Genomic DNA, 25631 nt, shown 5'->3' with positions numbered 1-25631 from the left:
GCGGCGTAGTGGAATAGCCTTACAACTACAGACAGCCCTGGCTTATTGCAATTGCTTGCTCAGCCAGTCGTGGATGTCGCTCAACTCTTCCACCACCACTTCGTGTTCCATCGGGTATTCGTGCCAGCGGGCGGCAACGCCCCAGGTATTGAGGTACTCGAAGGCGGTGCGGCCCATGGAAGGGATCACCACCGGGTCGTGCACACCATGCAGGCACAGGGCCGGGGTGCGTTGCTGGCAGGCGCTCAACTGATGCTGGTCGTTGAAGGTGGGGGCGTAGGTGGACAAGGCGATCACGCCACCCAGCGCTTCTTGCCACTTTATATAGGCAGTGTGCAGAACCACCGCGCCACCCTGGGAGAAGCCAGCCAGGAAAATCCGCGACAGGCTGATGCCTTTGGCCTGCTCGGCCTTGATCAGGCTAATGACCTGTTCGGCCGATTCCTCCAGCTGCGCCTCGTCGATGGCGCGGGCCGGGGTCATGGCCTTGATGTCGTACCAGCTGGGCATGGCGTAGCCGCCGTTGATGGTTACCGGGCGGGTGGGAGCCTGGGGCATGACGAAACGGGTGCTGAGCAGGCGTTCCTGCATGAATTCGGCCACTGGTAGGAAGTCGTAACGGTCGGCACCCAGGCCGTGCAACCAGATCACACAGGCGTCTGCGGTTTTCTGCGGTTCGAGAATCAGTGGGTTGGTCATGACTGCTCCGAAAGTGTGCGGGTCTTGTTATGGCGTGCGTGAAAAGAAGGCGCTGGAAATGATTGTCGGAAAAAGAATGTCGCAACGATACAACTTTCCCTACTTGACGAGCGCTTAAACGCTACAGCCGCAAATTTTGGTACGCGCTTTGCAATTCACCCAATGATGCAAAGGGCAGGCCGTGACGGTAACACCCTTTGCACGCGAAGGCTGTCACAGAACAGTCCATTGCGCCATTGACCCAATAACAAGCCAATACGGGTCGGATACGCCTCAAAAGGGTGCGGTGCAATTCCGGCTCGATACAACAAGAGCGATTTGGAGGTTGTGAATGAAGATGTTGAAAACCACCCTGGCAGTCCTGACCGCTGCCGCCGCGCTGGGCGCCGTGAGCAACGCCCAGGCCGGCGCCACCCTGGATGCGGTAAAGAAGAAGGGCTTCGTCCAGTGTGGTGTGAGCGACGGTCTTCCAGGCTTCTCGGTACCTGATGCGCAGGGCAAGATCGTTGGCATCGACGCCGACGTGTGTCGCGCTGTGGCCGCCGCCGTGTTCGGCGACGCCACCAAGGTCAAGTTCAGCCAGCTCAACGCCAAGGAACGTTTCACCGCCCTGCAGTCGGGCGAAGTCGACGTGCTGTCGCGCAACACCACCTGGACCAGCTCGCGTGATGCCGGCATGGGCCTGGTATTCGCCGGTGTTACCTACTACGACGGCGTTGGCTTCCTGGCCAACAAAAAGCTGGGTGTATCCAGCGCCAAGGAACTCGATGGCGCGACCATCTGCATCCAGGCCGGTACCACCACCGAGCTGAATGTGTCGGACTACTTCCGCGCCAATGGCCTGAAGTACACCCCGATCACCTTCGACACCTCGGATGAAAGTGCCAAGTCGCTGGAATCGGGCCGTTGCGACGTGCTGACCTCCGACAAGTCGCAGTTGTTCGCCCAGCGCTCCAAGTTGGCCGCGCCGACCGAGTACGTGGTACTGCCGGAAACCATCTCCAAGGAACCGCTGGGCCCGGTGGTGCGTAAAGGCGACGAAGAATGGTTCAGCATCGTCAAGTGGACCCTGTTCGCCATGCTCAACGCCGAAGAGGCGGGCATCACCTCGAAGAATGTCGAGGCCGAAGCCAAAAGCACCAAGAACCCGGACGTCGCCCGCCTGCTGGGCGCGGATGGCGAGTACGGCAAGGACCTCAAGCTGCCCAAGGACTGGGTAGTGCAAATCGTGAAGCAAGTCGGTAACTACGGCGAAGTGTTCGAGAAGAACCTGGGCCAGAGCACCGACCTGAAGATCGACCGTGGCATGAACGCCCTGTGGAACAACGGCGGCATCCAGTACGCGCCACCTGTGCGCTGATGGCTGCACCCTGCGGCGGCATCCCGCCGCCGCAGGCTGTTCGGAACCCTACTTTCCGGGGCACTTCATGCAAAATCGAATCGGCGCACAAAAGGGTTTATCCCTGAGCGATCCACGTGTGCGCGCGTGGCTGTTCCAGATTCTCACGATAGTCTTCGTGGTCGGTCTGGGCTGGTATCTGTTCCACAACACGCAAGCCAACCTGCAACACCGGGGTATCACCTCGGGCTTCGACTTTCTCGACCGCAGTGCCGGCTTCGGCATCGCCCAGCACCTGATCCCCTACGTGGAATCAGACAGCTATGCGCGGGTGTTCGTCATCGGCCTGCTCAACACCTTGCTGGTGACGTTCATCGGCGTGGTGCTGGCGACCATCCTTGGCTTCATCATCGGTGTGGCGCGGTTGTCGCCGAACTGGATGATCAACAAGCTGGCGACCGTGTATGTGGAAACCTTCCGCAACATTCCGCCGTTGTTGCAGATCCTGTTCTGGTACTTCGCCGTGTTCCTGACCCTGCCGGGACCGCGGGGCAGCATCAATATCGACGACACCTTCTTCATCAGCAACCGGGGCCTGAACATGCCCGGCGCGTCCATGGCCGAAGGCTTCTGGCCGTTCGTCGTGGCCCTGGTCCTGGCGCTGCTGGCCATCGTGGTGATGGTGCGTTATGCCAACAAGCGCTTCGACGAGACGGGCGAGCCATTCCACAAGTTCTGGGTGGGGCTGGCGCTGTTCATCGCCATCCCAGGCGTTTGCGCACTGCTGTTCGGCAGCCCGGTGCACTGGGAAGTGCCGCAATTGAAAGGATTCAACTTCGTCGGTGGCTGGGTACTGATTCCCGAGCTGCTGGCGCTGACCCTGGCGTTGACCATCTACACCGCTGCGTTCATCGCCGAGATCGTGCGCTCCGGTATCCGTTCGGTCAGCCATGGCCAGACCGAGGCCGCGCGTTCGCTGGGCCTGCGCGAGGGGCCGACCCTGCGCAAGGTGATCATCCCCCAGGCACTGCGGGTGATCATTCCGCCGCTGACCAGCCAGTACCTGAACCTGGCGAAGAACTCGTCGCTGGCGGCCGGTATCGGCTACCCGGAGATGGTCTCGCTGTTCGCCGGTACCGTGCTCAACCAGACCGGCCAGGCCATCGAGGTGATCGCCATCACCATGAGTGTCTATCTCGCCATCAGCATCAGCATTTCGCTGCTGATGAACTGGTACAACAAGCGCATTGCGCTGATCGAGCGGTGAGGATACGCCAGTGAATGCCCATGTTTTCAAACCCGACATGCCGCCACCGGTGAAAACCGTCGGCGTGCTCGCATGGATGCGTGCCAATCTGTTCTCCAGCTGGCTCAATACGCTGCTGACCCTGTTTGCCATCTACCTGGTTTGGCTGATCGTGCCGCCGCTGCTGCAGTGGGCGTTGCTTGATGCCAACTGGGTCGGCACCACCCGCGCCGACTGCACCAAGGAGGGCGCCTGCTGGGTGTTCGTGCAGCAGCGTTTCGGCCAGTTCATGTACGGCTACTACCCGGCCGAGTTGCGCTGGCGCGTGGACCTGACCGTGTGGCTTGCCGTGCTTGGCGCCGCCCCGCTGTTCATCAAACGCTTCCCACGCAAGGCCTTCTACGGCCTTGGCTTCCTGGTGGTGTACCCGCTGCTTGCCTACACCCTGCTGCACGGGGGCATGCTGGGCCTGGAAAGCGTACCTACCAGCCAGTGGGGCGGGCTGATGCTGACCCTGGTGATTGCCACCGTGGGCATTGTCGGCGCATTGCCGCTGGGAATCCTGCTGGCCCTGGGGCGGCGCTCGAAAATGCCTGCGGTGAAGGTGGTGTGCGTGACCTTCATCGAGTTCTGGCGCGGCGTGCCGCTGATCACCGTGCTGTTCATGTCATCGGTGATGCTGCCGTTGTTCCTGCCTGAGGGCATGAGCTTCGACAAGCTGCTGCGGGCGATGATCGGCGTGATCCTGTTCCAGTCGGCGTATATCGCCGAGGTGGTGCGTGGCGGCCTCCAGGCCATCCCCAAGGGCCAGTACGAAGCTGCCGCGGCCATGGGCCTTGGCTACTGGCGGGCGATGGGCCTGGTGATTCTGCCGCAGGCGCTCAAGCTGGTGATCCCCGGCATCGTCAACACCTTCATTGCCCTGTTCAAGGACACCAGCCTGGTGATCATCATCGGGCTGTTCGACCTGCTGAACAGCGTCAAGCAAGCTGCTGCCGACCCGGCCTGGCTGGGCATGGCTACCGAGGGCTACGTGTTCGCCGCCCTGGTGTTCTGGATTTTCTGTTTCGGTATGTCCCGCTACTCCATGCATCTGGAGCGCAAGCTGGACACTGGCCACAAGCGTTAGGAGTTTCGAAATGAGTGAAGCGATCAAGCAGCCTGCCGGCCCCGAAGGCATCATCCAGATGCAGGGCGTGAACAAGTGGTACGGCCAGTTCCATGTGCTCAAGGACATCAACCTGAACGTGCGCCAGGGCGAGCGCATCGTGCTGTGCGGGCCGTCCGGCTCTGGCAAGTCCACCACCATCCGTTGCCTCAACCGCCTGGAAGAGCACCAGCAGGGGCGCATCGTGGTCGATGGTGTGGAGCTGACCAACGACCTCAAGCAGATCGAGGCCATCCGCCGCGAAGTGGGCATGGTGTTCCAGCACTTTAACCTGTTCCCGCACCTGAGCATCCTGGAGAACTGCACCCTGGCGCCGATGTGGGTGCGCAAGATGCCGCGGCGCAAGGCCGAGGAAATCGCCATGCACTACCTGGAGCGGGTGCGTATTCCGGAGCAGGCGCACAAGTACCCGGGGCAGTTGTCCGGTGGTCAGCAGCAGCGTGTGGCGATTGCCCGCGCGTTGTGCATGAAACCGAAGATCATGCTGTTCGACGAACCGACCTCGGCGCTGGACCCGGAAATGGTCAAGGAAGTGCTCGATACCATGGTGGGCCTGGCCGAGGATGGCATGACCATGCTCTGCGTGACCCACGAGATGGGCTTTGCCCGGACCGTGGCGAACCGGGTGATCTTCATGGACAAGGGCGAGATCGTCGAGCAGGCAGCGCCGGATGACTTCTTCGACCGGCCACGCAGTGACCGGACCAAGTTGTTCCTGAGCCAGATCCTGCATTGATGTAGCCGGGGGCCGCTTTGCGGCCCATTCGCAGCACAAGGCTGCTCCTACAAGGGAAATGCGATCTCCTGTAGGAGCAGCCTTGTGCTGCGAATGGGCTGCGAAGCAGCCCCCCAGAGACCAGATCGCAGCCTTACTTCTCTTCTTTGGCGACTGCCGGCGCCGGTGGCGGCCGCAGGCCCACCTCGGCGATCAGCTTCAACTGCTGCCCATTGCGCATCACCTCGATGGTGATCTTCTCGTTGGGCTTGATCCGCGCCACCTGGTTCATCGACTTGCGCCCATCACCGGCCGGCTCGCCGTTGATGCTCAGGATCACGTCACCCAGCTGCAGCCCGGCCTTTGCCGCCGGCCCTTCGCGGAAGATGCCCGCCACCACGATGCCCGGGCGGTCCTTCATGCCGAACGATTCGGCCAGTTCCTGGCTCAGTGGCTGTACTTCGATGCCCAGCCAGCCACGGATCACCTGGCCGTGCTCGATGATCGACTTCATCACCTCCAGTGCCAGTTTCACCGGGATGGCGAAGCCGATACCTTGCGAACCGCCGGACTTGGAGAAGATCGCCGTGTTGATGCCGATCAGGTTGCCGTTGGCATCCACAAGCGCACCGCCGGAGTTACCCGGGTTGATCGCCGCGTCGGTCTGGATGAAATCTTCGTAGTTGTTCAGGCCCAGCTGGTTGCGGCCAGTGGCGCTGATAATACCCATGGTCACGGTCTGGCCGACCCCGAACGGGTTGCCGATGGCCAGCGACACGTCGCCGATGTGAATGTTGTCGGAGCGGCCGATGGTGATCGCCGGCAGGCTCTTCAGGTCGATTTTCAGCACCGCCAGGTCGGTTTCCGGGTCGCTGCCGATGACCCGGGCCAATGTCTCGCGGCCATCCTTCAGGGCCACGACGATCTGGTCGGCGCCGCTGGTGACGTGGTTATTGGTCAGCAGGTAACCCTCGGGGCTCATGATCACCGCCGAGCCCAGGCTCGACTCCCAGCGGCGCTGCTTGGGCAGGTTGTCGCCGAAGAAACGGCGGAACTGCGGGTCCTCGAACAGCGGGTGGGCGCTCTTGTTCACCACCTTGGTGGTGTACAGGTTGACCACCGCCGGGGCGGCCAGGGTTACCGCGTCGGCATAGGATACCGGGCCCTGCATGATCCGCGTGGTCTGCGGTGCCTGTTGCAGGTTGACGTCCTGGCTGGGCAGGCCGACCCACTCCGGGAAGCGCTGGATGATCAGCATGGCGATCAGTACGCCGGTAAGCAGGGGCCAGCCAAAATAACGCAAAGCCTTGAACATGAATGAATCCTGGAAAGAGCCGGGGATGGTGACCGTGCGGTGGGCATGAGCGCGCGCGATCATACACCGGTTCCCCCAGTGCCGGCGACGGCCCATAATGGCCGGCATTATACGGGCGTTGCATGGGCGTTGTGCCCGAGAAAAACGCAGATTTCGAGGAGATTTTCATGGCCGTCGCTCTGAACACCCTGGTCGAGGAAGCCGAGCGTTACCTGGGCAGCGCGAAGATCCAGGATTATTGCCCCAACGGCCTGCAGGTCGAAGGCCGGCCGCAGGTCAGCCGCATCGTCAGCGGCGTTACCGCCAGCCAGGCGTTGCTGGATGCGGCAGTCGAAGCCGAGGCCGACCTGGTGCTGGTGCACCATGGCTACTTCTGGAAGGGAGAGAACCCTTGCATCACCGGTATCCGGCAGCGCCGGCTGAAAACGCTGCTGAACAACGATATCAGCCTGCTCGCGTTTCATCTGCCGCTGGACGCTCACCCGGATGTGGGCAACAACGTGCAGCTGGCACGGCAGTTGGACATCACCGTCGAAGGGCCGCTGGACCCGGAGAACCCCAAGGTGGTCGGCCTGGTCGGCTCGCTGGCCGAGCCGATGACCGCGCTCGATTTCGCCCGGCGGGTGCGGGAGGTGCTGGGGCGTGAGCCTCTGCTGGTCGAAGGTGAGCAGATGATCCGGCGGGTCGGCTGGTGTACCGGGGGCGGGCAGGGCTACATCGACACGGCGATTGCGGCCGGGGTGGACCTGTACCTGACCGGCGAGGCGTCGGAACAGACCTACCATAGCGCCCGCGAGAATGGCGTCAGCTTCATTGCCGCCGGGCACCATGCCACCGAGCGGTATGGGGTGCAGGCGCTGGGTGAATACCTGGCGCGGCGCTTTGCCGTGGAGCACCTGTTCATCGATTGCCCGAACCCGATCTGACATCGGCGTCGCCTTCTTCGCGGGTAAACCCGCTCCCACAGGGACAGTGTTGATCCCAGGCCTGCGGGATCCCTGTGGGAGCGGGTTTACCCGCGAATAGGCCAGGCCTGCTGGCCCAAACCCGCAGTCATATCGTTAGACTTTTTCGATCTAGCCGGCCTCCTAAATAGAAGCAGCCGCTGTGATAAAGTGGCTCGCTCGAACACGGCCCGCAGGCCGTCCATAAGATCGTTTTTCGTGAGTAGCCATGGTCGACAAACTGACGCACTTGAAACAGCTGGAGGCGGAGAGCATCCACATCATCCGCGAGGTGGCCGCCGAGTTCGACAACCCGGTGATGCTGTACTCGATCGGCAAGGATTCCGCCGTGATGCTGCACCTGGCGCGCAAGGCCTTTTTCCCAGGCAAGTTGCCGTTCCCGGTGATGCACGTCGACACCCAGTGGAAATTCCAGGAGATGTACAGCTTCCGCGACAAGATGGTCGAGGAAATGGGCCTGGAGCTGATCACCCACGTCAACCCCGAGGGTGTGGCGCAGGGCATCAACCCGTTCACCCATGGCAGCTCCAAGCACACCGACATCATGAAGACCCAGGGCCTGAAGCAGGCGCTGGACAAGCATGGTTTCGATGCCGCCTTCGGTGGTGCGCGCCGCGACGAAGAGAAGTCGCGGGCCAAAGAGCGCGTTTACTCGTTCCGTGACAGCAAGCACCGCTGGGACCCGAAGAACCAGCGCCCGGAACTGTGGAACGTGTACAACGGCAAGGTCAACAAGGGCGAGTCGATCCGCGTCTTCCCGCTGTCGAACTGGACCGAGCTGGACATCTGGCAGTACATCTACCTCGAAGGCATCCCGATCGTGCCGCTGTACTTCGCCGCCGAGCGTGAAGTCATCGAGAAGAACGGCACCCTGATCATGATCGACGACGAGCGCATCCTCGAACATCTCACCGATGAAGAGAAAGCGCGCATCGTCAAGAAAAAGGTGCGTTTCCGTACCCTTGGCTGCTACCCGCTCACGGGCGCTGTCGAGTCGGAAGCCGAGACGCTCACCGACATCATTCAGGAAATGCTCCTGACGCGCACTTCCGAGCGCCAGGGCCGAGTCATCGACCACGATGGCGCCGGTTCCATGGAAGACAAGAAACGTCAGGGCTACTTCTAATTTTCAGGGTTACTCCATGTCGCACCAATCCGATTTGATCAGCGAAGACATCCTCGCTTATCTGGCTCAGCACGAGCGCAAAGAACTGCTGCGTTTTCTCACCTGCGGCAACGTGGATGACGGCAAGAGCACCCTGATCGGGCGCCTGCTGCACGACTCGAAGATGATCTACGAGGACCACCTCGAGGCTATCACCCGCGATTCGAAAAAGGTCGGCACCACCGGCGAGGAAGTCGACCTGGCGCTGCTGGTCGACGGTCTGCAGGCCGAGCGCGAGCAGGGCATCACCATCGATGTCGCCTACCGCTATTTCTCCACCGCCAAGCGCAAGTTCATCATTGCCGACACCCCGGGCCACGAGCAGTACACCCGCAACATGGCTACCGGCGCGTCCACCTGCGACCTGGCGATCATCCTGGTCGATGCCCGCTACGGCGTGCAGACCCAGACCCGCCGCCACAGCTACATTGCCTCGCTGCTGGGCATCAAGCACATCGTCGTCGCGGTCAACAAGATGGACCTCAAGGGCTTCGATCAGGACGTCTTCGAGTCGATCAAGGCCGACTACCTGAAGTTCGCCGAAGCCATCAACCTTACCCCGAGCAGCCTGCACTTCGTGCCGATGTCGGCGCTCAAGGGTGACAACGTGGTCAACCACAGCGAGCGTTCGCCGTGGTACGCCGGCCCGACGCTGATGGAAATCCTCGAAACCGTCGAAGTGTCGGCCGACCGCAACTTCACCGACCTGCGCTTCCCGGTGCAGTATGTCAACCGTCCGAACCTGAACTTCCGCGGTTTCGCTGGCACCATCGCCAGCGGCGTGGTGCACAAGGGCGATGAAATCGTCGTGCTGCCGTCGGGCAAGAGCAGCCGCGTCAAGTCCATCGTCACCTACGAAGGCGAGCTGGAAAACGCAGGCCCTGGCCAGGCCGTGACCCTGACCATGGAAGACGAGATCGACATCTCCCGTGGTGACCTGCTGGTGCATGCCGACAACGTCCCGCCGGTCACCGACCAGTTCGACGCCATGCTGGTGTGGATGGCCGAGGAGCCGATGCTCCCAGGCAAGAAATACGACATCAAGCGCGCCACCAGCTACGTGCCGGGCTCGATTGCCAGCATCACCCACAAGGTCGATGTGAACACCCTGGAGCAGGGCGCTGCCAGCGCGCTGCAGCTGAACGAGATCGGCCGCGTCAAGGTGTCCCTGGACGCCTCGATCGCCCTGGACGGTTACGAAAGCAACCGCACCACCGGTGCGTTCATCGTCATCGACCGGCTGACCAACGGCACGGTCGGCGCCGGCATGATCATCGCCCCGCCAGTCCTGCCGCACGGCAGCACCGGCCATCATGGCAAGCTGTGCCATGTGGCCACCGAAGAGCGCGCCCTGCGCTTCGGCCAGCAGCCTGCCACCGTGCTGTTCAGTGGCCTGTCCGGCGCTGGCAAGAGCACCCTGGCCTACGCCGTGGAGCGCAAGCTGTTCGACATGGGCCGTGCAGTGTACGTGCTCGACGGCCAGAACCTGCGCCATGACCTGAACAAGGGCTTGCCGCAGGACCGCGCAGGTCGCACCGAGAACTGGCGCCGCGCCGCCCACGTGGCGCGCCAGTTCAACGAAGCCGGTCTGCTGACTCTGGCCGCGTTCGTGGCCCCGGATGCAGAAGGCCGCGAACAGGCCAAGGCATTGATCGGCAAGGAGCGCCTGGTGACCGTTTACGTCCAGGCCTCGCCGCTGGCCTGCCGTGAGCGTGACCCGCAAGGCTTGTACGCTGCTGGTGGCGACAACATCCCGGGCGAAAGCTTCCCGTACGATGTGCCGCTGGATGCCGACCTTGTGATCGATACTCAGGCCACGAGCGTGGATGAGGGCGTGAAGCAGGTGCTGGACGTGCTGCGTCAGCGTGGCGCGATCTAAGCGCTAGCCTGCAAGGAAAACCCCGCCTCGGCGGGGTTTTTTGTTTCTACGCCCGGCATACATGCGCGGGTCTCCTGTGGGAGCGGCCTTGTGTCGCGAAAGGGCTGCACAGCAGCCCCCGGGTCTCAGCACTGATGCACAAATTGCTGGGGCTGCTGCGCAGCCCTTTCGCGACACAAGGCCGCTCCCACAAAGGATTGCGTGAGCTTTGGATTTTGAGCAAGGCAGTTGTTCCCGCACGGACTGTGCATTTCGTTCAGATGTGTTTTTCCGAAACCGGTATCACCCGCCGTTCCTTCACTGCCTTGTAGGAAAAACTCGAGTAGATCTCCTTCACCCCCGGCAACCGCTGCAGCACTTCCCGGGTGAACTCGCCAAACGACTCCAGATCCCGCGCCAGGATCTCAAGCAAGAAGTCGTAGCGCCCGGAGATGTTGTGGCAGGCGACAATCTCGGGAATTTCCATCAGCCGCTGTTCGAATGCCAGTGCCATGTCCTTGGTGTGCGAGTCCATCATGATGCTGACGAACGCGGTGACGCCAAACCCCAGTGACTTGGGCGAGAGAATGGCCTGGTAGCCGGTGATGTAGCCGTTGTCCTCCAGCAACTTGACCCGCCGCCAGCACGGCGAAGTGGTTAGCGCTACCTGGTCGGCAAGTTCGGCAACGGTGAGGCGGGCGTTGTCCTGCAGGGCAGCGAGCAGGGCGCGGTCGGTACGGTCGAGGCGTGAAGGCATGTTTTACCCTTCTGGTCCGGTAATTATTGTTTTTGTTCCAACAAGCACGCGTATGCGTGGGCCATTTTGGAAAAAATCGGGCAGCTCGGTGGCATAAGCTTATAGCAAACCACAAGAGGCTGTTGCCATGCGCGACTCCCATAACAACACCGGTTTTTCCACGCGGGCCATTCACCATGGCTACGATCCGCTTTCCCACGGTGGCGCCCTGGTGCCGCCGGTGTACCAGACCGCTACTTATGCCTTCCCCACAGTCGAATACGGTGCTGCTTGCTTCGCCGGGGAGGAGCCGGGGCATTTCTACAGCCGCATTTCCAACCCTACCTTGGCCCTGCTGGAACAGCGCATGGCCTCGCTGGAGGGCGGCGAGGCGGGGCTGGCATTGGCGTCGGGCATGGGGGCCATCACCTCGACGATCTGGACCCTGTTGCGCCCTGGTGATGAGCTGATCGTCGGGCGTACATTGTACGGCTGCACTTTTTCTTTCCTGCACCATGGCATTGGCGAATTCGGGGTGAAGATCCGCCATGTCGACCTGAACGATGCCAAGGCCCTGAAAGCGGCGATCAACAGCAAAACGCGGATGATCTACTTCGAAACGCCGGCCAACCCCAACATGCAGTTGGTGGATATCGCCGCGGTGGCCGAAGCGGTGCGCGGGCATGATGTGCATGTGGTGGTCGACAACACCTACTGCACGCCTTACCTGCAGCGGCCGCTGGAGCTGGGGGCGGACCTGGTGGTGCATTCGGCGACCAAGTACCTGAGTGGCCACGGCGATATCACTGCCGGTCTGGTGGTGGGGCGCAAGGCGCTGGTCGACCGCATTCGCCTGGAAGGGCTGAAGGACATGACCGGGGCGGTGCTGTCACCCCACGATGCGTCGCTGCTGATGCGCGGTATCAAGACCTTGGCCCTGCGCATGGACCGCCATTGCGCAAATGCCCAGCAGGTGGCCGAGGCTCTGGCGCGGCAGCCGCAGGTGGAGCTGATTCACTACCCGGGTTTGCCGTCGTTTGCCCAGTACGAGCTGGCGCAGCGGCAGATGCGTTTGCCGGGCGGGATGATCGCGTTCGAGCTCAAGGGGGGGATCGAGGCCGGGCGCAGATTCATGAATGCCCTGCAACTGTTTGCGCGGGCGGTGAGCCTGGGCGATGCCGAGTCGCTGGCGCAGCATCCGGCGAGCATGACGCACTCAAGCTATACCGCGAAGGAGCGGGCCCATCACGGGATATCGGAGGGGCTGGTGCGCCTGTCGGTGGGGCTGGAGGACGTGGAGGACCTGCTAGCGGATGTCGAGCAGGCATTGCAGGCCTGCAGCTAGGTTGCCTGGGCCGACCTCTTCGCGGGTAAACCCGCTTACAGGTCAGGCGCAGTATTTGAAACCTGCGCCGCCCCTGTGGGAGCGGGTTCACCCGCGAAGAGCCCAGTGAATCCAGCCCATGAAAAAGGCCTCTTGCGAGGCCTTTGTCATTTTCTGCAGATCAGCGCTTGAGCCCGTAGCTCTCGTCGAGCATGCCCGGCGAGTTCGGTGCTTTCGGCGCGTAGTCGCGTGGCACTTCGGCGTCCTTCGGCGGGGTCAAACGGTCGCGTGGGCCTTGCGCTGCCTCGGAGTGCAGGGCTGCCAGCAAGCGTTGGCGAGTGACGTCGTCCAGGGCCAGGCTGTTGGCGCCTTCGGCCAGGTGGTCCTGCACGTCCTGATAGCTTTGGGTCAGTTTCTTGACCAGCACGGCAGTGCTGTTGAAATGAGTAACCACTTCGTTCTGATAGCTGTCGAAGCGCTTCTGGATATCATCCAGTTGACGCTGGGTGCTGCTCGGCGCGGCATTGGGCAGCAGGCGAGCGACGACGAACCCAACCACCACACCGATGACCAGGGCCAGGGTCGGCAACAACCAAACAAGGAGCGAGAGTTCCACGAGTCCTTCCTCTATAAACGGCTTTGCTTTACGTTAACGGCTCAGACCTGCGCTGTATACCGCGAGCGATCGCAAATCAGAACAGAATTCCTCATCTAGACGAATCGACCCCTCCCGAGGTCACGGAGTAGTGCCTTGCTTGTCCGCGAAACCCCCTTGTTCATCGATGGCCCCAGCGGCCAGCTGGAAGCCTTGTACCTGGACGTGGCCAATGCACGTGGCGCGGTGCTGATCTGCCACCCCAACCCGGTCCAGGGCGGCACCATGCTCAACAAGGTGGTCTCGACCTTGCAACGCACCGCCCGTGACGCCGGCTACGTGACCTTGCGGTTCAACTACCGTGGCGTCGGGCAGAGCGCAGGTACCCATGACATGGGCGCTGGCGAGGTGGCCGATGCCGAAGCCGCTGCGGCCTGGCTGCGCGAAAAGCATCTGGGCCTGCCGCTGGTGCTGATGGGCTTCTCGTTCGGTGGTTTTGTCGCCGCCAGCCTGGCCGGCCGCCTGGAGGCCATTGGAGTAGAGCTGCAGCAGCTGTTCATGATCGCCCCGGCGGTCATGCGCCTGACGGCGGATTTCCCGCTGCCGCAGCGCTGCCCGATCACCGTGGTGCAGCCGGACGCCGACGAAGTCGTCGCGCCGCAGCTGGTTTACGAATGGTCCGACAGCCTGTCGCGCCCCCATGAGCTGCTGAAAGTGGCAGAATGCGGACACTTCTTCCATGGCAAGCTGACCGATCTGAAGGATCTGCTGCTGCCGCGCCTTTCGAACTGAGCCAAGCCTGAATAAGCGAACACCCATGACCACGCGCATTCTCACCGGTATCACCACCACCGGCACTCCGCACCTGGGCAACTACGCCGGCGCCATCCGCCCGGCGATCCGTGCCAGCCAGCAGCCCGGTGTCGACTCGTTCTACTTCCTGGCCGACTACCACGCCCTGATCAAGTGCGACGACCCGCTGCGCATCCAGCGTTCGCGTCTGGAAATTGCCGCCACCTGGCTGGCCGGCGGTCTCGATCCGGACAAGGTGACCTTCTACCGCCAGTCCGATATCCCGGAAATCCCCGAGCTGACCTGGCTGCTGACCTGCGTCAGCGCCAAGGGCCTGCTCAACCGTGCACACGCCTACAAGGCCTCGGTGGACAAGAACCTGGAAAATGGCGAGGACCCGGATGCCGGCGTGACCATGGGCCTGTACAGCTACCCGGTGCTGATGGCTGCGGACATCCTGATGTTCAACGCCAACAAGGTGCCGGTCGGTCGTGACCAGATCCAGCACGTGGAAATGGCCCGCGACATCGGTCAGCGCTTCAACCACCTGTTCGGCCAGGGCAAGGACTTCTTCGCCCTGCCGGAAGCGGTGATCGAGGAGAGCGTGGCGACCCTGCCGGGCCTGGACGGGCGCAAGATGTCCAAGAGCTACGACAACACCATCCCGCTATTCACCAGCGCCAAGGAGATGAAAGACGCCATCTCGCGCATCGTCACCGACTCGCGTGCGCCTGGCGAGGCGAAAGACCCGGACAACGCTCACCTGTTCACCCTGTTCCAGGCCTTCTCGACGCCGGCGCAGTGCGCCGAGTTCCGTGAAGAGCTGCTGCAGGGCCTGGGCTGGGGCGAGGCCAAGCAGCGGCTGTTCCAGCTGCTGGACGGCCAGCTGGCCGAGAAGCGCGAGTACTACCACCAGCTGATCGCCCGCCCGGCGGACTTGGAAGACATCCTGCTGGCCGGCGCTGCCAAGGCTCGCAAGATCGCCACGCCATTCCTCGAGCAGCTGCGCGAGGCTGTTGGCCTGCGTTCGTTCCGTAGCAGCGTGCAGGCCAGCACCGAAGTGAAGAAGAAGGCCGCCAAGAGTGCGCGTTTCGTCAGCTTCCGCGATGAAGACGGCAGCTTCCGCTTCCGCCTGCTTGCCGCTGATGGCGAGCAACTGCTGCTGTCGCGCAGCTTCGCCGACGGCAAGAGCGCCGGCGCCGTGAGCAAGCAGCTGCAGCAAGGTGGCGAGGCGGATGTACGCGTCGAAGGCCTGGGTTTCGGTCTGTGGCTGAACGGTGAACAGGTTGCCGAGGGGCCGCAGTTCGACAGCGCCGAAGCCCGTGATTCGGCCATCGAAAGCCTGCGTGCAGCGCTTGCGCCACAACCGGACTGAGGCATTTCGCCTGTAGGAGCGGTTTTGCCCGCGAACACCGGCAAAGCCGGTGCCATCCAGCACTTAGTTGGTCTGGATGAGGCATATTGACGCAAGTCTGATTGCCATTAAGCGGGCCTGTCGCTACAGTGACGGCCCGTTTTTTGTTGCCTCGCTAACGAATCATGACGCCCCTAGAACGATATCAAGCAGATCTGAAACGTCCCGACTTCTTCCATGACGCGGCGCAGGAAACTGCGGTGCGTCACCTGCAGCGCCTGTACGATGACCTGGTACACGCGCAGAACAACAAGCCGGGTGTGTTCGGCAAGCTGTTCGGCAAGAAGGAGCAGACCCCGGTCAAGGGCCTGTACTTCTGGGGTGGGGTAGGGCGCGGCAAGACCTACCTGGTCGATACCTTCTTCGAGGCGCTGCCGTTCAAGCAGAAGATGCGCACGCACTTCCACCGCTTCATGAAGCGTGTGCACGAGGAGATGAAAACCCTCAAGGGCGAGAAGAACCCGCTGACCATCATTGCCAAGCGCTTCAGCGAAGAAGCCAAGGTCATCTGTTTCGACGAATTCTTCGTGTCGGACATTACCGACGCGATGATTCTCGGCACCCTGATGGAAGAGTTGTTCAAGAACGGCGTATCGCTGGTGGCTACCTCCAACATCGTGCCGGACGGCCTGTACAAGGACGGCCTGCAGCGCGCGCGTTTCCTGCCGGCCATCGCCATGATCAAGCAGTACACCGAGGTGGTGAACGTCGACAGCGGGGTCGACTACCGCCTGCGTCACCTGGAGCAGGCCGAGCTTTACCATTACCCGCTCGATGAAGCGGCTCACCAGAGCCTGCGCGCAAGCTTCAAGGCACTGACCCCCGAGTGCACCCAGGCGGTCCAGAACGACGTGCTGATGATCGAGAATCGCCCGATCAATGCCCTGCTTACCTGTGACGACGTGGCCTGGTTCGACTTCCGCGCCCTGTGCGACGGCCCCCGCAGCCAGAACGACTACATCGAACTGGGCAAGATCTTCCATGCCGTGCTGTTGAGCAACGTGGAGCAGATGGGTGTCACCACCGACGACATCGCCCGCCGCTTCATCAACATGGTGGACGAGTTCTACGACCGCAACGTCAAACTGATCATCTCGGCCGAGGTGGAGCTGAAGGACCTGTATACCGGTGGGCGCTTGGCCTTCGAGTTCCAGCGTACCCTGAGCCGTTTGCTGGAGATGCAGTCGCACGAGTTTCTGGCGCGGGCGCACAAGCCTTGAAATTACCGGGGCCGCTTTGCGGCCCTTTCGCGACACAAGGCCGCTCCTACAGGATTACGCGATTCCCTGTAGGAGCGGCCTTGTGTCGCGATGGGCTGCAGAGCAGCCCCATTGGCCTCAAGCCTCTTGCATGAACTGTTGCCGATACTGGTTCGGCGACAACTCGGTATGCTGGCGGAACAGCCGCGCAAAGAAACTGGCATCGTCATAGCCCACCTCATAACTGATGGTCTTGATGCTCTTGCGCGTGCTCGACAACAAGCCCTTGGCCGTCTCGATCCTCAACCGTTGCAGGTAGTGCAGCGGCTTGTCACCCGTAGCGCTCTGGAAACGCCGCATGAAATTGCGAATGCTCATGCCGTGGTTGCGAGCCACGTCCTCGAAGCGGAACTTGTCGGCGAAGTGTTCTTCCAGCCAGTGCTGTATCTGCAGGATGATCAGGTCCTGGTGCAGCTTCTGCCCGCCAAAGCCCATGCGTCCCGGGGTGTAGTTGCGCTGCACTTCGTAGAGGATGTCGCGGGACACGGCGCGGGCCACGTTGGCGCCGCAGAAGCGTTCGATCAGATAGATGTACAGGTCGCAGGCTGAAGTGGTCCCGCCGGCACAATAGAGGTTGTCTGCATCGGTCAGGTGCTTGTCCTGGTTCAGCCGGATCTTCGGGAAGCGTTCGGCAAAGCTGTTGAAGAAGCGCCAGTAGGTGGTCGCTTCCTTGCCATCGAGCAGGCCGGACTCGGCCAGCCAGAATACGCCACTGGCCTCGGCGCACAGCACCGAGCCGCGGGCATGCTGTTCACGCAGCCAAGGCAGTACCTGTGGATAACGTTGCAGCAGGTTGTCGAAGTCATCCCAGAAGGCCGGGAGGATGATCACGTCGGCGTCGTCTAGGCCGCCTTCGACCGGCAACTGCACATTGCTGAAGCTGTCCACGGGCTGGCCGTCCGGGCTCACCAGGCGAATCTCGAACATTGGCTGCAGTCCCAGGCCCAGTTGCTTGCTGTAGCGCAAGCTGGCGAGGTGGAAGAAATCCTTGGCCTGCATCAAGGTCGAAGCGAACACCTTGTCAATGGCCAGGATGCTGACGCGCCGCAGCGACGCGGAGGGTTGGGTAAACATCATTGTCATTGTTCTTATAGGGTAGAGTGGTCAATCACCGGCTGGATCGTCTTATTTTTTGGCGATTGTGTCTAGCCTGCTACACCGCGCTGGTTTCTTCGCGGGCTTGCCCGCTCCCACAGGTAACCCGCAGGCCTGAGGGGCAGGGAGCGGGCGAGCCCGCGAAGAAACCAGCACAGGGTCCGGCTCAAGGCGCCGGGTTCGGTTGCTCCTGGTGAATCGCCTCGATCGCCGCCAGCAGTTCATCACTCAGGCTCAGCTCGAGGCTGGCAAGGTTGCTGTCCAACTGCTCGAGGCTGGTCGCGCCAATGATGTTGCTGGTCACGAACGGCTGCCGGGTGACAAATGCCAGGGCCATCTGCGCCGGGTCCAGGCCGTGCTCGCGGGCCAGCTGCACATAGCGGCTGCAGGCCGCCACGGTCTGTGGGTTGGAATAGCGGGCAAAGCGGCTGAACAGGGTCAGGCGTGCGTTTTCCGGGCGTGCGCCGTTCTCGTATTTGCCGGAGAGCATGCCGAACGCCAGCGGCGAATAGGCCAGCAGGCCGCACTGCTCGCGGATGGCCACTTCCGCCAGGCCCACCTCGAAGCTGCGGTTGAGCAGGTTGTAAGGGTTCTGGATCGATACTGCTCGCGGCCAGCCGCGGCTTTCAGCCAGTAGCAGGAACTTCATGGTGCCCCACGGCGTTTCGTTGGACAGGCCGACGTGGCGGATCTTGCCTGCGCGCACCTGCTCGTCGAGTACTTCAAGGGTTTCTTCCAGCGGGGTGAAGTGGTCCTGTGGCAAATGCTGGTAGCCCAGCTTGCCAAAGAAGTTGGTGCTGCGCTCGGGCCAGTGCAGCTGGTACAGGTCGATGCGGTCGGTCTGCAGGCGCTTGAGACTCTCGTCCAGCGCGGCGACGATGTGCTGGCGGTTGTGCTTGAGCTGGCCGTCGCGGATGTGGCTGATGCCGTTGCCGGGGCCGGCGACCTTGCTGGCCAGCACCCAGTCATCGCGATCGCCATTGGCGCGGAACCAGTTGCCGATGATGCGCTCGGTGGCGGCGTAGGTTTCGGGGCGGGGCGGCACCGGGTACATCTCGGCGGTGTCGATGAAGTTGACCCCGGCGGCCTTGGCCCGGGCAATCTGCTCGAAGGCCTCGGCCTGAACGTTCTGCTCGCCCCAGGTCATGGTTCCAAGGCACAGGGCACTGACATTGAGGTCGGTACGGCCGAGCTGGCGGTATTCCATCGGATAGACACTCCTTGGCAAAGAAGCCCATCAAAGCAGGTTGAAATTTTTCGCGCAATCTGGATAATTCGGCACCTCTCCGTGTGGCGGAAGTGATGCACCACCACGCAGGAAGAACCCCGTCGAACATTGGCGTGCCTGACCCGAGCCCCCAAAAGCGTCAGCGTTCGGCTGCGCGCTTGCCCTTGGCAAGCTGTGCACTATCCAGTAAGATTCGCCGTCTATTTTTCGCTGGGCGGCCTCTGAGGCTTTAGAGAATGAAAACTTTTACTGCTAAACCGGAAACAGTAAAGCGCGAGTGGTTCGTAGTCGACGCCGCTGGCCAGACCCTGGGTCGTCTGGCTACCGAAATCGCTAGCCGTCTGCGTGGCAAACACAAGCCAGAATACACCCCTCACGTTGACACCGGCGACTACATCGTCGTTATCAACGCCGAGCAGGTTCGTGTGACTGGTGCCAAGTCTTCCGACAAGATGTACTACTCCCACTCCGGTTTCCCGGGCGGTATCAAGGAAATCAACTTCGAGAAGTTGATCGCCAAGGCCCCTGAGCGTGTTATCGAAACTGCGGTCAAAGGCATGCTGCCGAAGAACCCGCTGGGTCGCGACATGTACCGCAAGCTGAAAGTGTACGCGGGTGCTGCTCACCCACACACTGCTCAGCAGCCTCAAGAACTGAAGATCTAACGGGATAGTTCATTATGTCGGCGACTCAAAACTACGGCACTGGCCGTCGCAAGACCGCAACCGCTCGCGTATTCCTGCGTCCGGGTACTGGTAACATTTCCATCAACAACCGTTCTCTGGACGTGTTCTTCGGTCGCGAAACCGCTCGCATGGTTGTTCGTCAGCCGCTCGAGCTGACCGAAACCGTTGAGAAGTTCGACATCTACGTCACCGTTTCCGGTGGTGGTGTCAGCGGTCAAGCCGGTGCGATCCGTCACGGTATCACCCGCGCTCTGATGGAATACGACGAAACCCTGCGTGGCGCTCTGCGTCGTGCTGGCTACGTCACCCGCGACGCTCGTGAAGTCGAGCGTAAGAAAGTGGGTCTGCGTAAAGCGCGTAAGCGTCCTCAGTACTCCAAGCGTTAATACCGCTTCGGCAGTCGAAAAAAGCCCGGTTCTTTGGAACCGGGCTTTTTTTATGTCTTGAACTAACCTGTCAGCATGTCCGTGACGACTTGCCGCATAGACGCAGATCAAGCAAAGCGAGGGTTGTAGCCCGTTCCCCGGGTAATCACCTTGTCAGTGTGTGGATTTGTTTCTTACCATGGCGGCCAATTTTTAGTGCCACAGACATTACCTAAGTACAGGCCAGGTCCAACTGGTCAAGCAAGCTGATGGGAGAGGACTGAATGAGCAATGACGGCGTCAACGCAGGCCGGCGCCGCTTCCTCGTAGCCGCGACATCCGTAGTCGGGGCGGCGGGGGCAGTGGGGGCTGCGGTACCGTTCGTGGGGTCATGGTTTCCCAGTGCCAAGGCGAAAGCCGCGGGTGCACCGGTGAAGGTCAATATCGCCAAGGTCGAGGCCGGGCAGCAGATGGTGGCCGAGTGGCGCGGTCAGCCAGTGTTCATCGTGCGGCGAACGGACGAGATCCTCGGTAACCTGAAAAAGGTCGTAGGTGATCTGGCTGACCCCGAGTCCAAGGCCTCGGTGCAGCCCACCTACGTCGATCCGCAGGTTCGTTCGATCAAGCCGGAAATCCTCATCCTTGTTGGCCTGTGCACACACCTGGGCTGCTCGCCCACCTTCCGCCCGGAAGTCGCACCCGCCGACCTTGGCCCGAAATGGGTCGGTGGCTATTTCTGCCCGTGCCACGGTTCCCACTACGACCTGGCCGGCCGTGTCTACAAGTCGCAGCCGGCGCCACTCAACCTGCCCGTGCCACCGCACTCTTACGAGTCGGACGAGATCGTCGTCATCGGCGTTGACCAGGAGAACGCATGATGAGCAAGTTCATGGACTGGATTGATGCTCGCTTCCCCGCGACCAAGATGTGGGAAGACCACCTGAGCAAGTATTACGCACCCAAGAACTTCAACTTCCTGTACTTCTTCGGCTCGCTGGCGTTGCTGGTGCTGGTCAACCAGATCGTCACCGGTGTGTGGCTGACCATGAGCTTCACGCCCTCGGCAGAAGAGGCGTTCGCCTCGGTCGAGTACATCATGCGGGATGTGGAATACGGCTGGATCCTGCGCTACCTGCACTCCACCGGTGCATCGGCGTTCTTCATCGTCGTCTACCTGCACATGTTCCGCGGCCTGCTCTACGGTTCCTACCAGAAGCCGCGTGAACTGGTGTGGCTGTTCGGCATGCTGATCTACCTGGCGCTGATGGCCGAAGCCTTCATGGGCTACCTGCTGCCGTGGGGCCAGATGTCGTACTGGGGTGCCCAGGTGATCATCTCGCTGTTCGGTGCCATTCCGGTGATCGGTGGCGACCTCACCCAATGGATCCGTGGTGACTACCTGATCTCGGGTATCACTCTGAACCGCTTCTTCGCCCTGCACGTGGTTGCCTTGCCGATCGTGATTCTCGGCCTGGTGGTCCTGCACATCCTCGCCCTTCATGAAGTGGGTTCGAACAACCCCGATGGCGTCGACATCAAGAAGAAAAAGGACGAAAACGGTATCCCGCTGGACGGTATCCCGTTCCACCCGTACTACACCGTCAAGGATATTGTCGGCGTGGTGGTGTTCCTGTTCGTGTTCTGCGCCGTGGTGTTCTTCTTCCCGGAAATGGGCGGTTACTTCCTGGAGAAACCTAACTTCGAGCAGGCGAACGCCTTCAAGACCCCCGAGCACATTGCGCCTGTGTGGTACTTCACGCCGTTCTACGCGATCCTGCGTGCGGTGCCTGACAAGCTGATGGGCGTCATTGCCATGGGTGCGGCCATTGCCGTGTTGTTCGTCTTGCCCTGGCTCGACCGCAGCCCGGTCCGCTCCATGCGCTACAAGGGCTGGATCAGCAAGCTCTTCCTGCTGGTGTTCTGTGTGGCCTTCGTCATCCTCGGCATACTGGGCGTGCTGGCGCCGACACCTGGGCGTACCTTGCTGTCGCAGGTGTGCACGGTGTTGTACTTCGCCTACTTCCTGCTGATGCCGTTCTACACAAGGCTCGAGAAGACCAAACCGGTTCCGGAAAGGGTGACTGGCTGATGAAAAAGTTGATTGCAGTATTTTTGCTGGCAGTGATGCCTGCCTTTTCCTTCGCTGCCGAAACGGGCCTGGAGCTGGACAAGGTCGACATCGACCTGAGCGACAAGGCCGCCATGCAGGACGGTGCGCGTACCTTTGCCAACTATTGCATGGGTTGCCACAGTGCGAAGTTCCAGCGTTACGAGCGGGTTGCTGATGACCTGGGCATCCCCCACGAGCTGATGCTCGAGAAGCTGGTGTTCACCGGTGCCAAGATCGGTGACCACATGCAGATCGGCATGAAGCCCAGTGACGCCAAGACCTGGTTCGGCGCTGCACCGCCCGACCTGACCCTGGTGGCCCGAGTGCGTGGTACCGACTGGTTGTACACCTACCTGCGCAGCTTCTATGAGGACCCGTCGCGGCCTTATGGGGTGAACAACAAGGTGTTCCCGAACGTCGGCATGCCTAACGTGCTGGTCGGCTTGCAGGGTAACCAGGTGGTTGGCTGCAAGCAGGTGCAGACCGTAACCGATGGCAAGAAGCAATTCGACCCACTGACTGGTAGCCCGCTGACCCATGAAGCCTGCGACCAGCTGACCATTACGCCGAATTCCGGTACCCTGACGACCGAGCAGTTCGACGAGAAGGTCAAGAACCTGGTGACCTTCCTGGCCTATTCGGCCAACCCGGTCAAACTGGAAAGCCAGCGCATCGGTACCTACGTGTTGCTGTACCTGGCTTTCTTCTTCGTATTCGCCTATTTGCTCAAGCGTGAATACTGGAAGGACGTGCACTGATCACGCAGTAGTTTCTGGTTGTTGAACGCGCCCGTGGTGGCCTGGCAGATCTGCCAGGTCCCCACGGGCGCGTTTTCATTTACAGTTTTACAAGCATCCCGTGCGAGGAGGCGCTACATGGGCGTAACCAACAGGTTAGCCTGCTATTCCGACCCCGCTGATCACTATTCTCATCGGGTACGCCTCGTGCTCGCCGAGAAGGGTATCAGCGTGCAGGTCATCGATGTCGACCCCAGTCGCCTGCCGCCCAAGCTGGCCGAGGTGAACCCTTACGGCAGCGTGCCGACCCTGGTCGACCGTGACCTGGCGCTGTATGAATCGACCGTGGTGATGGAATACCTCGAGGAGCGTTATCCACATCCGCCGCTGATGCCGGTGTACCCGGTTGCGCGGGGGAACAGTCGCTTGCTGATGCACCGCATCCAGCGCGACTGGTGCTCCCTGGCCGATACCGTGCTCGATCCGCGCAGCAGCGAGGCTGACCGAGCCGAAGCGCGCAAGGCGTTGCGTGAGAGCCTGACCGGGGTCTCGCCGTTGTTCGGCGAGTTCGCCTGCTTCATGAGTGAGGAGCAAAGCCTGGTCGATTGTTGTCTACTGCCCATACTCTGGCGTCTGCCGGTGTTGGGCATCGAGTTGCCGCGGCAAGCCAAGCCGCTGCTGGAATACATGGAGCGGCAGTTTGCCCGCGAGCCTTTCCAGGCGAGCCTGTCCTCCGTAGAACGTGAAATGCGCAAGCTTTAAGGAGCCGTTGATGAACTCCAGTCGCCCCTATCTGGTTCGAGCACTGTACGAGTGGATCGTCGACAACGATTGCACGCCCCATATGCTGGTCAATGCCGAATTCCCGAAGGTCCAGGTGCCGGACGGTTTCGCCAGTGATGGCCAGATCGTGTTGAACATCTCGCCAAGTGCCGTGCGCAGCCTGCACATGGACAACGAGGCGGTCAGCTTCGAGGGCCGCTTCGGTGGCGTGGCCCACTCGCTGTACGTGCCGGTTGGCGCCATCCTGGGTATTTACGCCCGCGAGAATGGCCAAGGTATGGTCTTCGAGCTGGAGTCGTCCATGATGGATGACGATGAGCAGGAAGATGATGATGTGCAGCCGGATGACGATGGCCCGCCAGAGGGTGGTGGCCAGCCGCCACGCCCGACTGGTCGACCAAGTCTGAAAGTGGTCAAGTAATAAAAAAGGCGATCCAACCGGGTCGCCTTTTCTTTACTGCCAGCCCTGCTTACAGGTCGCTGATGGTGCGTACCTGGTTCTTGTTGATGCGGGTACGCTTGCCATCGAGTTGCTGGAACTCGTAGAAGCCGGCGTCACGGTCGAACTTCGGTACGTCGACGGCCTGGAATTCACGGCCATCGTTGAGGGTGATCAGGCTTGGTGTAGAGCAGCCGGCCAGGGTGGCGAAAGTGCCGAACAGCAGGGCAGGCAGCAGAAGCTTTTTCATGCGGTGTTTCCTGGTTTTTCTGAAGCGTGGGGCAGTGTTGTTGCTTGTGCTGGCCTTTTCGCGGGTAAACCCGCTCCCACAGGAATACAACAAGCCTCGAAAGCTGTGAGATTCGTGTGGGAGCGGGTTTACCCGCGAAGAGGCCGGTGCAGGTAATCAGTGAATCAGTCGATGTACTCGAACAGCTTGACGATCTTCTGCACGCCCGAAACGCCCTGTACCACGGCAGTGGCCGAGTTGGCCTCCTGTTGGGTCACCAGGCCAAGCAGGTAAACGATGCCGTTCTCGGTAATTACCTTGATGCGCGAGCTGGGCACGGCATTGTCGGTCAGCATCTGGGTCTTGATCTTGGTGGTCAGCCAGGCGTCGTTGTTGCGCGCCAGGATGGAGGAGGGCTGCATCACCTGCAGCTCGTTGTGCACTTTCTTGACGCGCTGTACCTGGCTGGCAGTCTGCTCGGCGAGGCTCTTGAGGTCGGCGCGCGGTGTTTGGCCGGCCAGCAGGACGATGCCGTTGTAGCTGCTGACAACGATGTGCGAACCTTTGTCCAGGTCAGGGCTGGCCTTGGCGATGTTGACCGAGGCCTTGGTTTCGATCAGCGAGTCGTCGATCTTGCTGCCGATGGTGCGCGTTCCGCGATCGTCCTCGATTGGCGAATTGCGGGTAGAGGTCAGCACCGAGCTGCAACCAGTGACGCTCAGGCATAGGGTCAGGGCCATAAGGCCGAGGCGCGTAGGGGTCATTCTTCACTCCCGAACAGTTGGCTGTCGATCAGATCACACAGGCAGTGGATCGCCAGCAGGTGGACTTCCTGGATACGCGCGGTAACCGTCGAAGGCACGCGGATTTCCACGTCTTCGGGCAGCAGCAGCGAAGCCATGCCGCCGCCATCGCGACCAGTCAATGCTACGACAATCATTTCGCGGTCATGTGCGGCCTGGATCGCCTGAATCACGTTGGCCGAATTGCCGCTGGTGGAGATCGCCAGCAGAACGTCACCGGGCTGGCCCAGCGCGCGGATCTGCTTGGAAAAGACTTCGTTGTAGCTGTAGTCGTTGGCGATCGAGGTCAGGGTCGAGCTGTCGGTGGTCAGCGCGATGGCCGGCAGGCTCGGGCGTTCGCGCTCGAAGCGATTGAGCAGCTCGGAGGAAAAGTGCTGGGCATCGCCGGCCGAGCCGCCGTTGCCACAGGCGAGCATCTTGCCCTCGTTGAGCAGCGCGTTGACCATGACCAGGCTGGCCTGCTCGATGTGCGGTGCCAGGATGTCCATTGCCTGTTGCTTGGTATCGATGCTGGCCTGGAATAGCCGGCGAATTCGGGATTGCATGTCCATCTGGTGACCTTAAGT

At 61.3% G+C, this 25631-nt stretch carries 27 protein-coding genes; 18 read left to right on the top strand and 9 right to left on the bottom strand.

What is annotated here, in order from left to right:
- Positions 1 to 42 precede the first annotated feature (42 nt).
- The gene (locus NY023_RS23045) at positions 43 to 699 is read right to left on the bottom strand and encodes an alpha/beta hydrolase (RefSeq protein WP_013974142.1); all 657 of its coding nucleotides are present in this window, start codon (positions 697 to 699) and stop codon (positions 43 to 45) included.
- Positions 700 to 1030: 331 nt separating this feature from the next.
- Between NY023_RS23045 and NY023_RS23040 the strand changes: the two genes are divergently transcribed.
- From NY023_RS23040 to NY023_RS23025, 4 genes are all read left to right on the top strand, one after another.
- Positions 1031 to 2059 carry an amino acid ABC transporter substrate-binding protein gene (locus tag NY023_RS23040; protein WP_013974141.1) on the top strand — a complete coding sequence of 343 codons (1029 nt, stop codon included), beginning with the start codon at positions 1031 to 1033 and terminating at the stop codon, positions 2057 to 2059.
- Between the two features lie 67 nt (positions 2060 to 2126).
- On the top strand, positions 2127 to 3305 hold the full coding sequence (locus NY023_RS23035; RefSeq protein WP_023661812.1) for an amino acid ABC transporter permease: 1179 nt from the start codon (positions 2127 to 2129) through the stop codon (positions 3303 to 3305).
- A gap of 10 nt (positions 3306 to 3315) precedes the next feature.
- Complete coding sequence (locus NY023_RS23030; RefSeq protein WP_013974139.1) at positions 3316 to 4413, top strand: amino acid ABC transporter permease; 1098 nt, start codon at positions 3316 to 3318, stop codon at positions 4411 to 4413.
- A gap of 10 nt (positions 4414 to 4423) precedes the next feature.
- The gene (locus tag NY023_RS23025; RefSeq protein ID WP_003251792.1) at positions 4424 to 5188 is read left to right on the top strand and encodes an amino acid ABC transporter ATP-binding protein; all 765 of its coding nucleotides are present in this window, start codon (positions 4424 to 4426) and stop codon (positions 5186 to 5188) included.
- A 133-nt stretch (positions 5189 to 5321) separates the two neighbouring features.
- Here NY023_RS23025 and algW read toward each other — a convergent pair whose 3' ends face one another.
- Complete coding sequence (gene algW / locus NY023_RS23020; RefSeq protein WP_015271734.1) at positions 5322 to 6482, bottom strand: Do family serine endopeptidase AlgW; 1161 nt, start codon at positions 6480 to 6482, stop codon at positions 5322 to 5324.
- Positions 6483 to 6649: 167 nt separating this feature from the next.
- Between algW and NY023_RS23015 the strand changes: the two genes are divergently transcribed.
- From NY023_RS23015 to cysN, 3 genes are all read left to right on the top strand, one after another.
- Positions 6650 to 7408 (top strand): Nif3-like dinuclear metal center hexameric protein, encoded by a 759-nt coding sequence (locus tag NY023_RS23015; RefSeq protein WP_023661811.1) that lies wholly within the window; start codon positions 6650 to 6652, stop codon positions 7406 to 7408.
- Between the two features lie 247 nt (positions 7409 to 7655).
- Positions 7656 to 8573 (top strand): sulfate adenylyltransferase subunit CysD, encoded by a 918-nt coding sequence (gene cysD, locus NY023_RS23010; protein WP_013974136.1) that lies wholly within the window; start codon positions 7656 to 7658, stop codon positions 8571 to 8573.
- 16 nt (positions 8574 to 8589) lie between these two features.
- Positions 8590 to 10491 (top strand): sulfate adenylyltransferase subunit CysN, encoded by a 1902-nt coding sequence (gene cysN, locus NY023_RS23005; RefSeq protein ID WP_023661810.1) that lies wholly within the window; start codon positions 8590 to 8592, stop codon positions 10489 to 10491.
- 256 nt (positions 10492 to 10747) lie between these two features.
- Here cysN and NY023_RS23000 read toward each other — a convergent pair whose 3' ends face one another.
- Positions 10748 to 11227 carry an Lrp/AsnC family transcriptional regulator gene (locus NY023_RS23000; protein ID WP_013974134.1) on the bottom strand — a complete coding sequence of 160 codons (480 nt, stop codon included), beginning with the start codon at positions 11225 to 11227 and terminating at the stop codon, positions 10748 to 10750.
- A gap of 127 nt (positions 11228 to 11354) precedes the next feature.
- Between NY023_RS23000 and NY023_RS22995 the strand changes: the two genes are divergently transcribed.
- Complete coding sequence (locus NY023_RS22995; protein ID WP_013974133.1) at positions 11355 to 12551, top strand: methionine gamma-lyase; 1197 nt, start codon at positions 11355 to 11357, stop codon at positions 12549 to 12551.
- 160 nt (positions 12552 to 12711) lie between these two features.
- Here NY023_RS22995 and NY023_RS22990 read toward each other — a convergent pair whose 3' ends face one another.
- Positions 12712 to 13146: a YhcB family protein gene (locus NY023_RS22990; RefSeq protein ID WP_003257164.1), complete on the bottom strand. Its 435-nt coding sequence runs from the start codon at positions 13144 to 13146 to the stop codon at positions 12712 to 12714.
- Positions 13147 to 13281: 135 nt separating this feature from the next.
- On the opposite strand from NY023_RS22990, the gene NY023_RS22985 reads away from it, so the two are divergent.
- From NY023_RS22985 to zapE, 3 genes are all read left to right on the top strand, one after another.
- Positions 13282 to 13917 (top strand): alpha/beta hydrolase, encoded by a 636-nt coding sequence (locus NY023_RS22985; protein ID WP_013974131.1) that lies wholly within the window; start codon positions 13282 to 13284, stop codon positions 13915 to 13917.
- Positions 13918 to 13942: 25 nt separating this feature from the next.
- Positions 13943 to 15292 (top strand): tryptophan--tRNA ligase, encoded by a 1350-nt coding sequence (locus NY023_RS22980; protein WP_003257163.1) that lies wholly within the window; start codon positions 13943 to 13945, stop codon positions 15290 to 15292.
- Between the two features lie 164 nt (positions 15293 to 15456).
- Positions 15457 to 16551, top strand: a complete 1095-nt coding sequence (gene zapE / locus NY023_RS22975; RefSeq protein ID WP_013974130.1) for a cell division protein ZapE — start codon at positions 15457 to 15459, stop codon at positions 16549 to 16551.
- 117 nt (positions 16552 to 16668) lie between these two features.
- Here the strand turns inward: zapE and NY023_RS22970 are convergent, their stop codons facing one another.
- Both NY023_RS22970 and NY023_RS22965 read right to left on the bottom strand, forming a co-directional pair.
- Positions 16669 to 17589 (bottom strand): GlxA family transcriptional regulator, encoded by a 921-nt coding sequence (locus NY023_RS22970; RefSeq protein WP_169774643.1) that lies wholly within the window; start codon positions 17587 to 17589, stop codon positions 16669 to 16671.
- A gap of 262 nt (positions 17590 to 17851) precedes the next feature.
- Complete coding sequence (locus tag NY023_RS22965) at positions 17852 to 18892, bottom strand: NADP(H)-dependent aldo-keto reductase (protein WP_013974128.1); 1041 nt, start codon at positions 18890 to 18892, stop codon at positions 17852 to 17854.
- Positions 18893 to 19149: 257 nt separating this feature from the next.
- Between NY023_RS22965 and rplM the strand changes: the two genes are divergently transcribed.
- The 7 genes from rplM to NY023_RS22930 all read left to right on the top strand — a co-directional run bounded on the left by rplM (position 19150) and on the right by NY023_RS22930 (position 24015).
- On the top strand, positions 19150 to 19578 hold the full coding sequence (gene rplM / locus NY023_RS22960) for a 50S ribosomal protein L13 (protein ID WP_003260798.1): 429 nt from the start codon (positions 19150 to 19152) through the stop codon (positions 19576 to 19578).
- A gap of 14 nt (positions 19579 to 19592) precedes the next feature.
- The gene (gene rpsI / locus NY023_RS22955; protein ID WP_003260797.1) at positions 19593 to 19985 is read left to right on the top strand and encodes a 30S ribosomal protein S9; all 393 of its coding nucleotides are present in this window, start codon (positions 19593 to 19595) and stop codon (positions 19983 to 19985) included.
- 263 nt (positions 19986 to 20248) lie between these two features.
- A complete protein-coding gene (gene petA / locus NY023_RS22950) occupies positions 20249 to 20842 on the top strand; it encodes a ubiquinol-cytochrome c reductase iron-sulfur subunit (protein WP_015271723.1) in 594 nt (197 codons plus the stop codon).
- Positions 20842 to 22053 (top strand): cytochrome b, encoded by a 1212-nt coding sequence (locus NY023_RS22945; RefSeq protein WP_003260795.1) that lies wholly within the window; start codon positions 20842 to 20844, stop codon positions 22051 to 22053. Before petA ends, NY023_RS22945 begins: the two co-directional genes overlap by 1 nt.
- Positions 22053 to 22832, top strand: a complete 780-nt coding sequence (locus NY023_RS22940; protein WP_013974125.1) for a cytochrome c1 — start codon at positions 22053 to 22055, stop codon at positions 22830 to 22832. Before NY023_RS22945 ends, NY023_RS22940 begins: the two co-directional genes overlap by 1 nt.
- 117 nt (positions 22833 to 22949) lie before the next feature.
- On the top strand, positions 22950 to 23573 hold the full coding sequence (locus NY023_RS22935) for a glutathione S-transferase N-terminal domain-containing protein (RefSeq protein ID WP_023662824.1): 624 nt from the start codon (positions 22950 to 22952) through the stop codon (positions 23571 to 23573).
- Positions 23574 to 23583: 10 nt separating this feature from the next.
- Complete coding sequence (locus NY023_RS22930) at positions 23584 to 24015, top strand: ClpXP protease specificity-enhancing factor (RefSeq protein ID WP_024087709.1); 432 nt, start codon at positions 23584 to 23586, stop codon at positions 24013 to 24015.
- 49 nt (positions 24016 to 24064) lie between these two features.
- Here NY023_RS22930 and NY023_RS22925 read toward each other — a convergent pair whose 3' ends face one another.
- The 3 genes from NY023_RS22925 to NY023_RS22915 form a co-directional block, all read right to left on the bottom strand.
- Positions 24065 to 24283 (bottom strand): YgdI/YgdR family lipoprotein, encoded by a 219-nt coding sequence (locus NY023_RS22925; RefSeq protein WP_013974122.1) that lies wholly within the window; start codon positions 24281 to 24283, stop codon positions 24065 to 24067.
- Positions 24284 to 24447: 164 nt separating this feature from the next.
- Positions 24448 to 25026: a BON domain-containing protein gene (locus NY023_RS22920; protein WP_023662826.1), complete on the bottom strand. Its 579-nt coding sequence runs from the start codon at positions 25024 to 25026 to the stop codon at positions 24448 to 24450.
- Positions 25023 to 25616, bottom strand: a complete 594-nt coding sequence (locus tag NY023_RS22915; protein ID WP_012274070.1) for a phosphoheptose isomerase — start codon at positions 25614 to 25616, stop codon at positions 25023 to 25025. Before NY023_RS22915 ends, NY023_RS22920 begins: the two co-directional genes overlap by 4 nt.
- Positions 25617 to 25631 lie beyond the last annotated feature (15 nt).

The organism is Pseudomonas sp. NBB, from assembly GCF_032701105.1.
GTDB classification, from domain to species: domain Bacteria; phylum Pseudomonadota; class Gammaproteobacteria; order Pseudomonadales; family Pseudomonadaceae; genus Aquipseudomonas; species Aquipseudomonas asiatica.
This window is presented reverse-complemented; position numbering and strand designations above follow the sequence as displayed.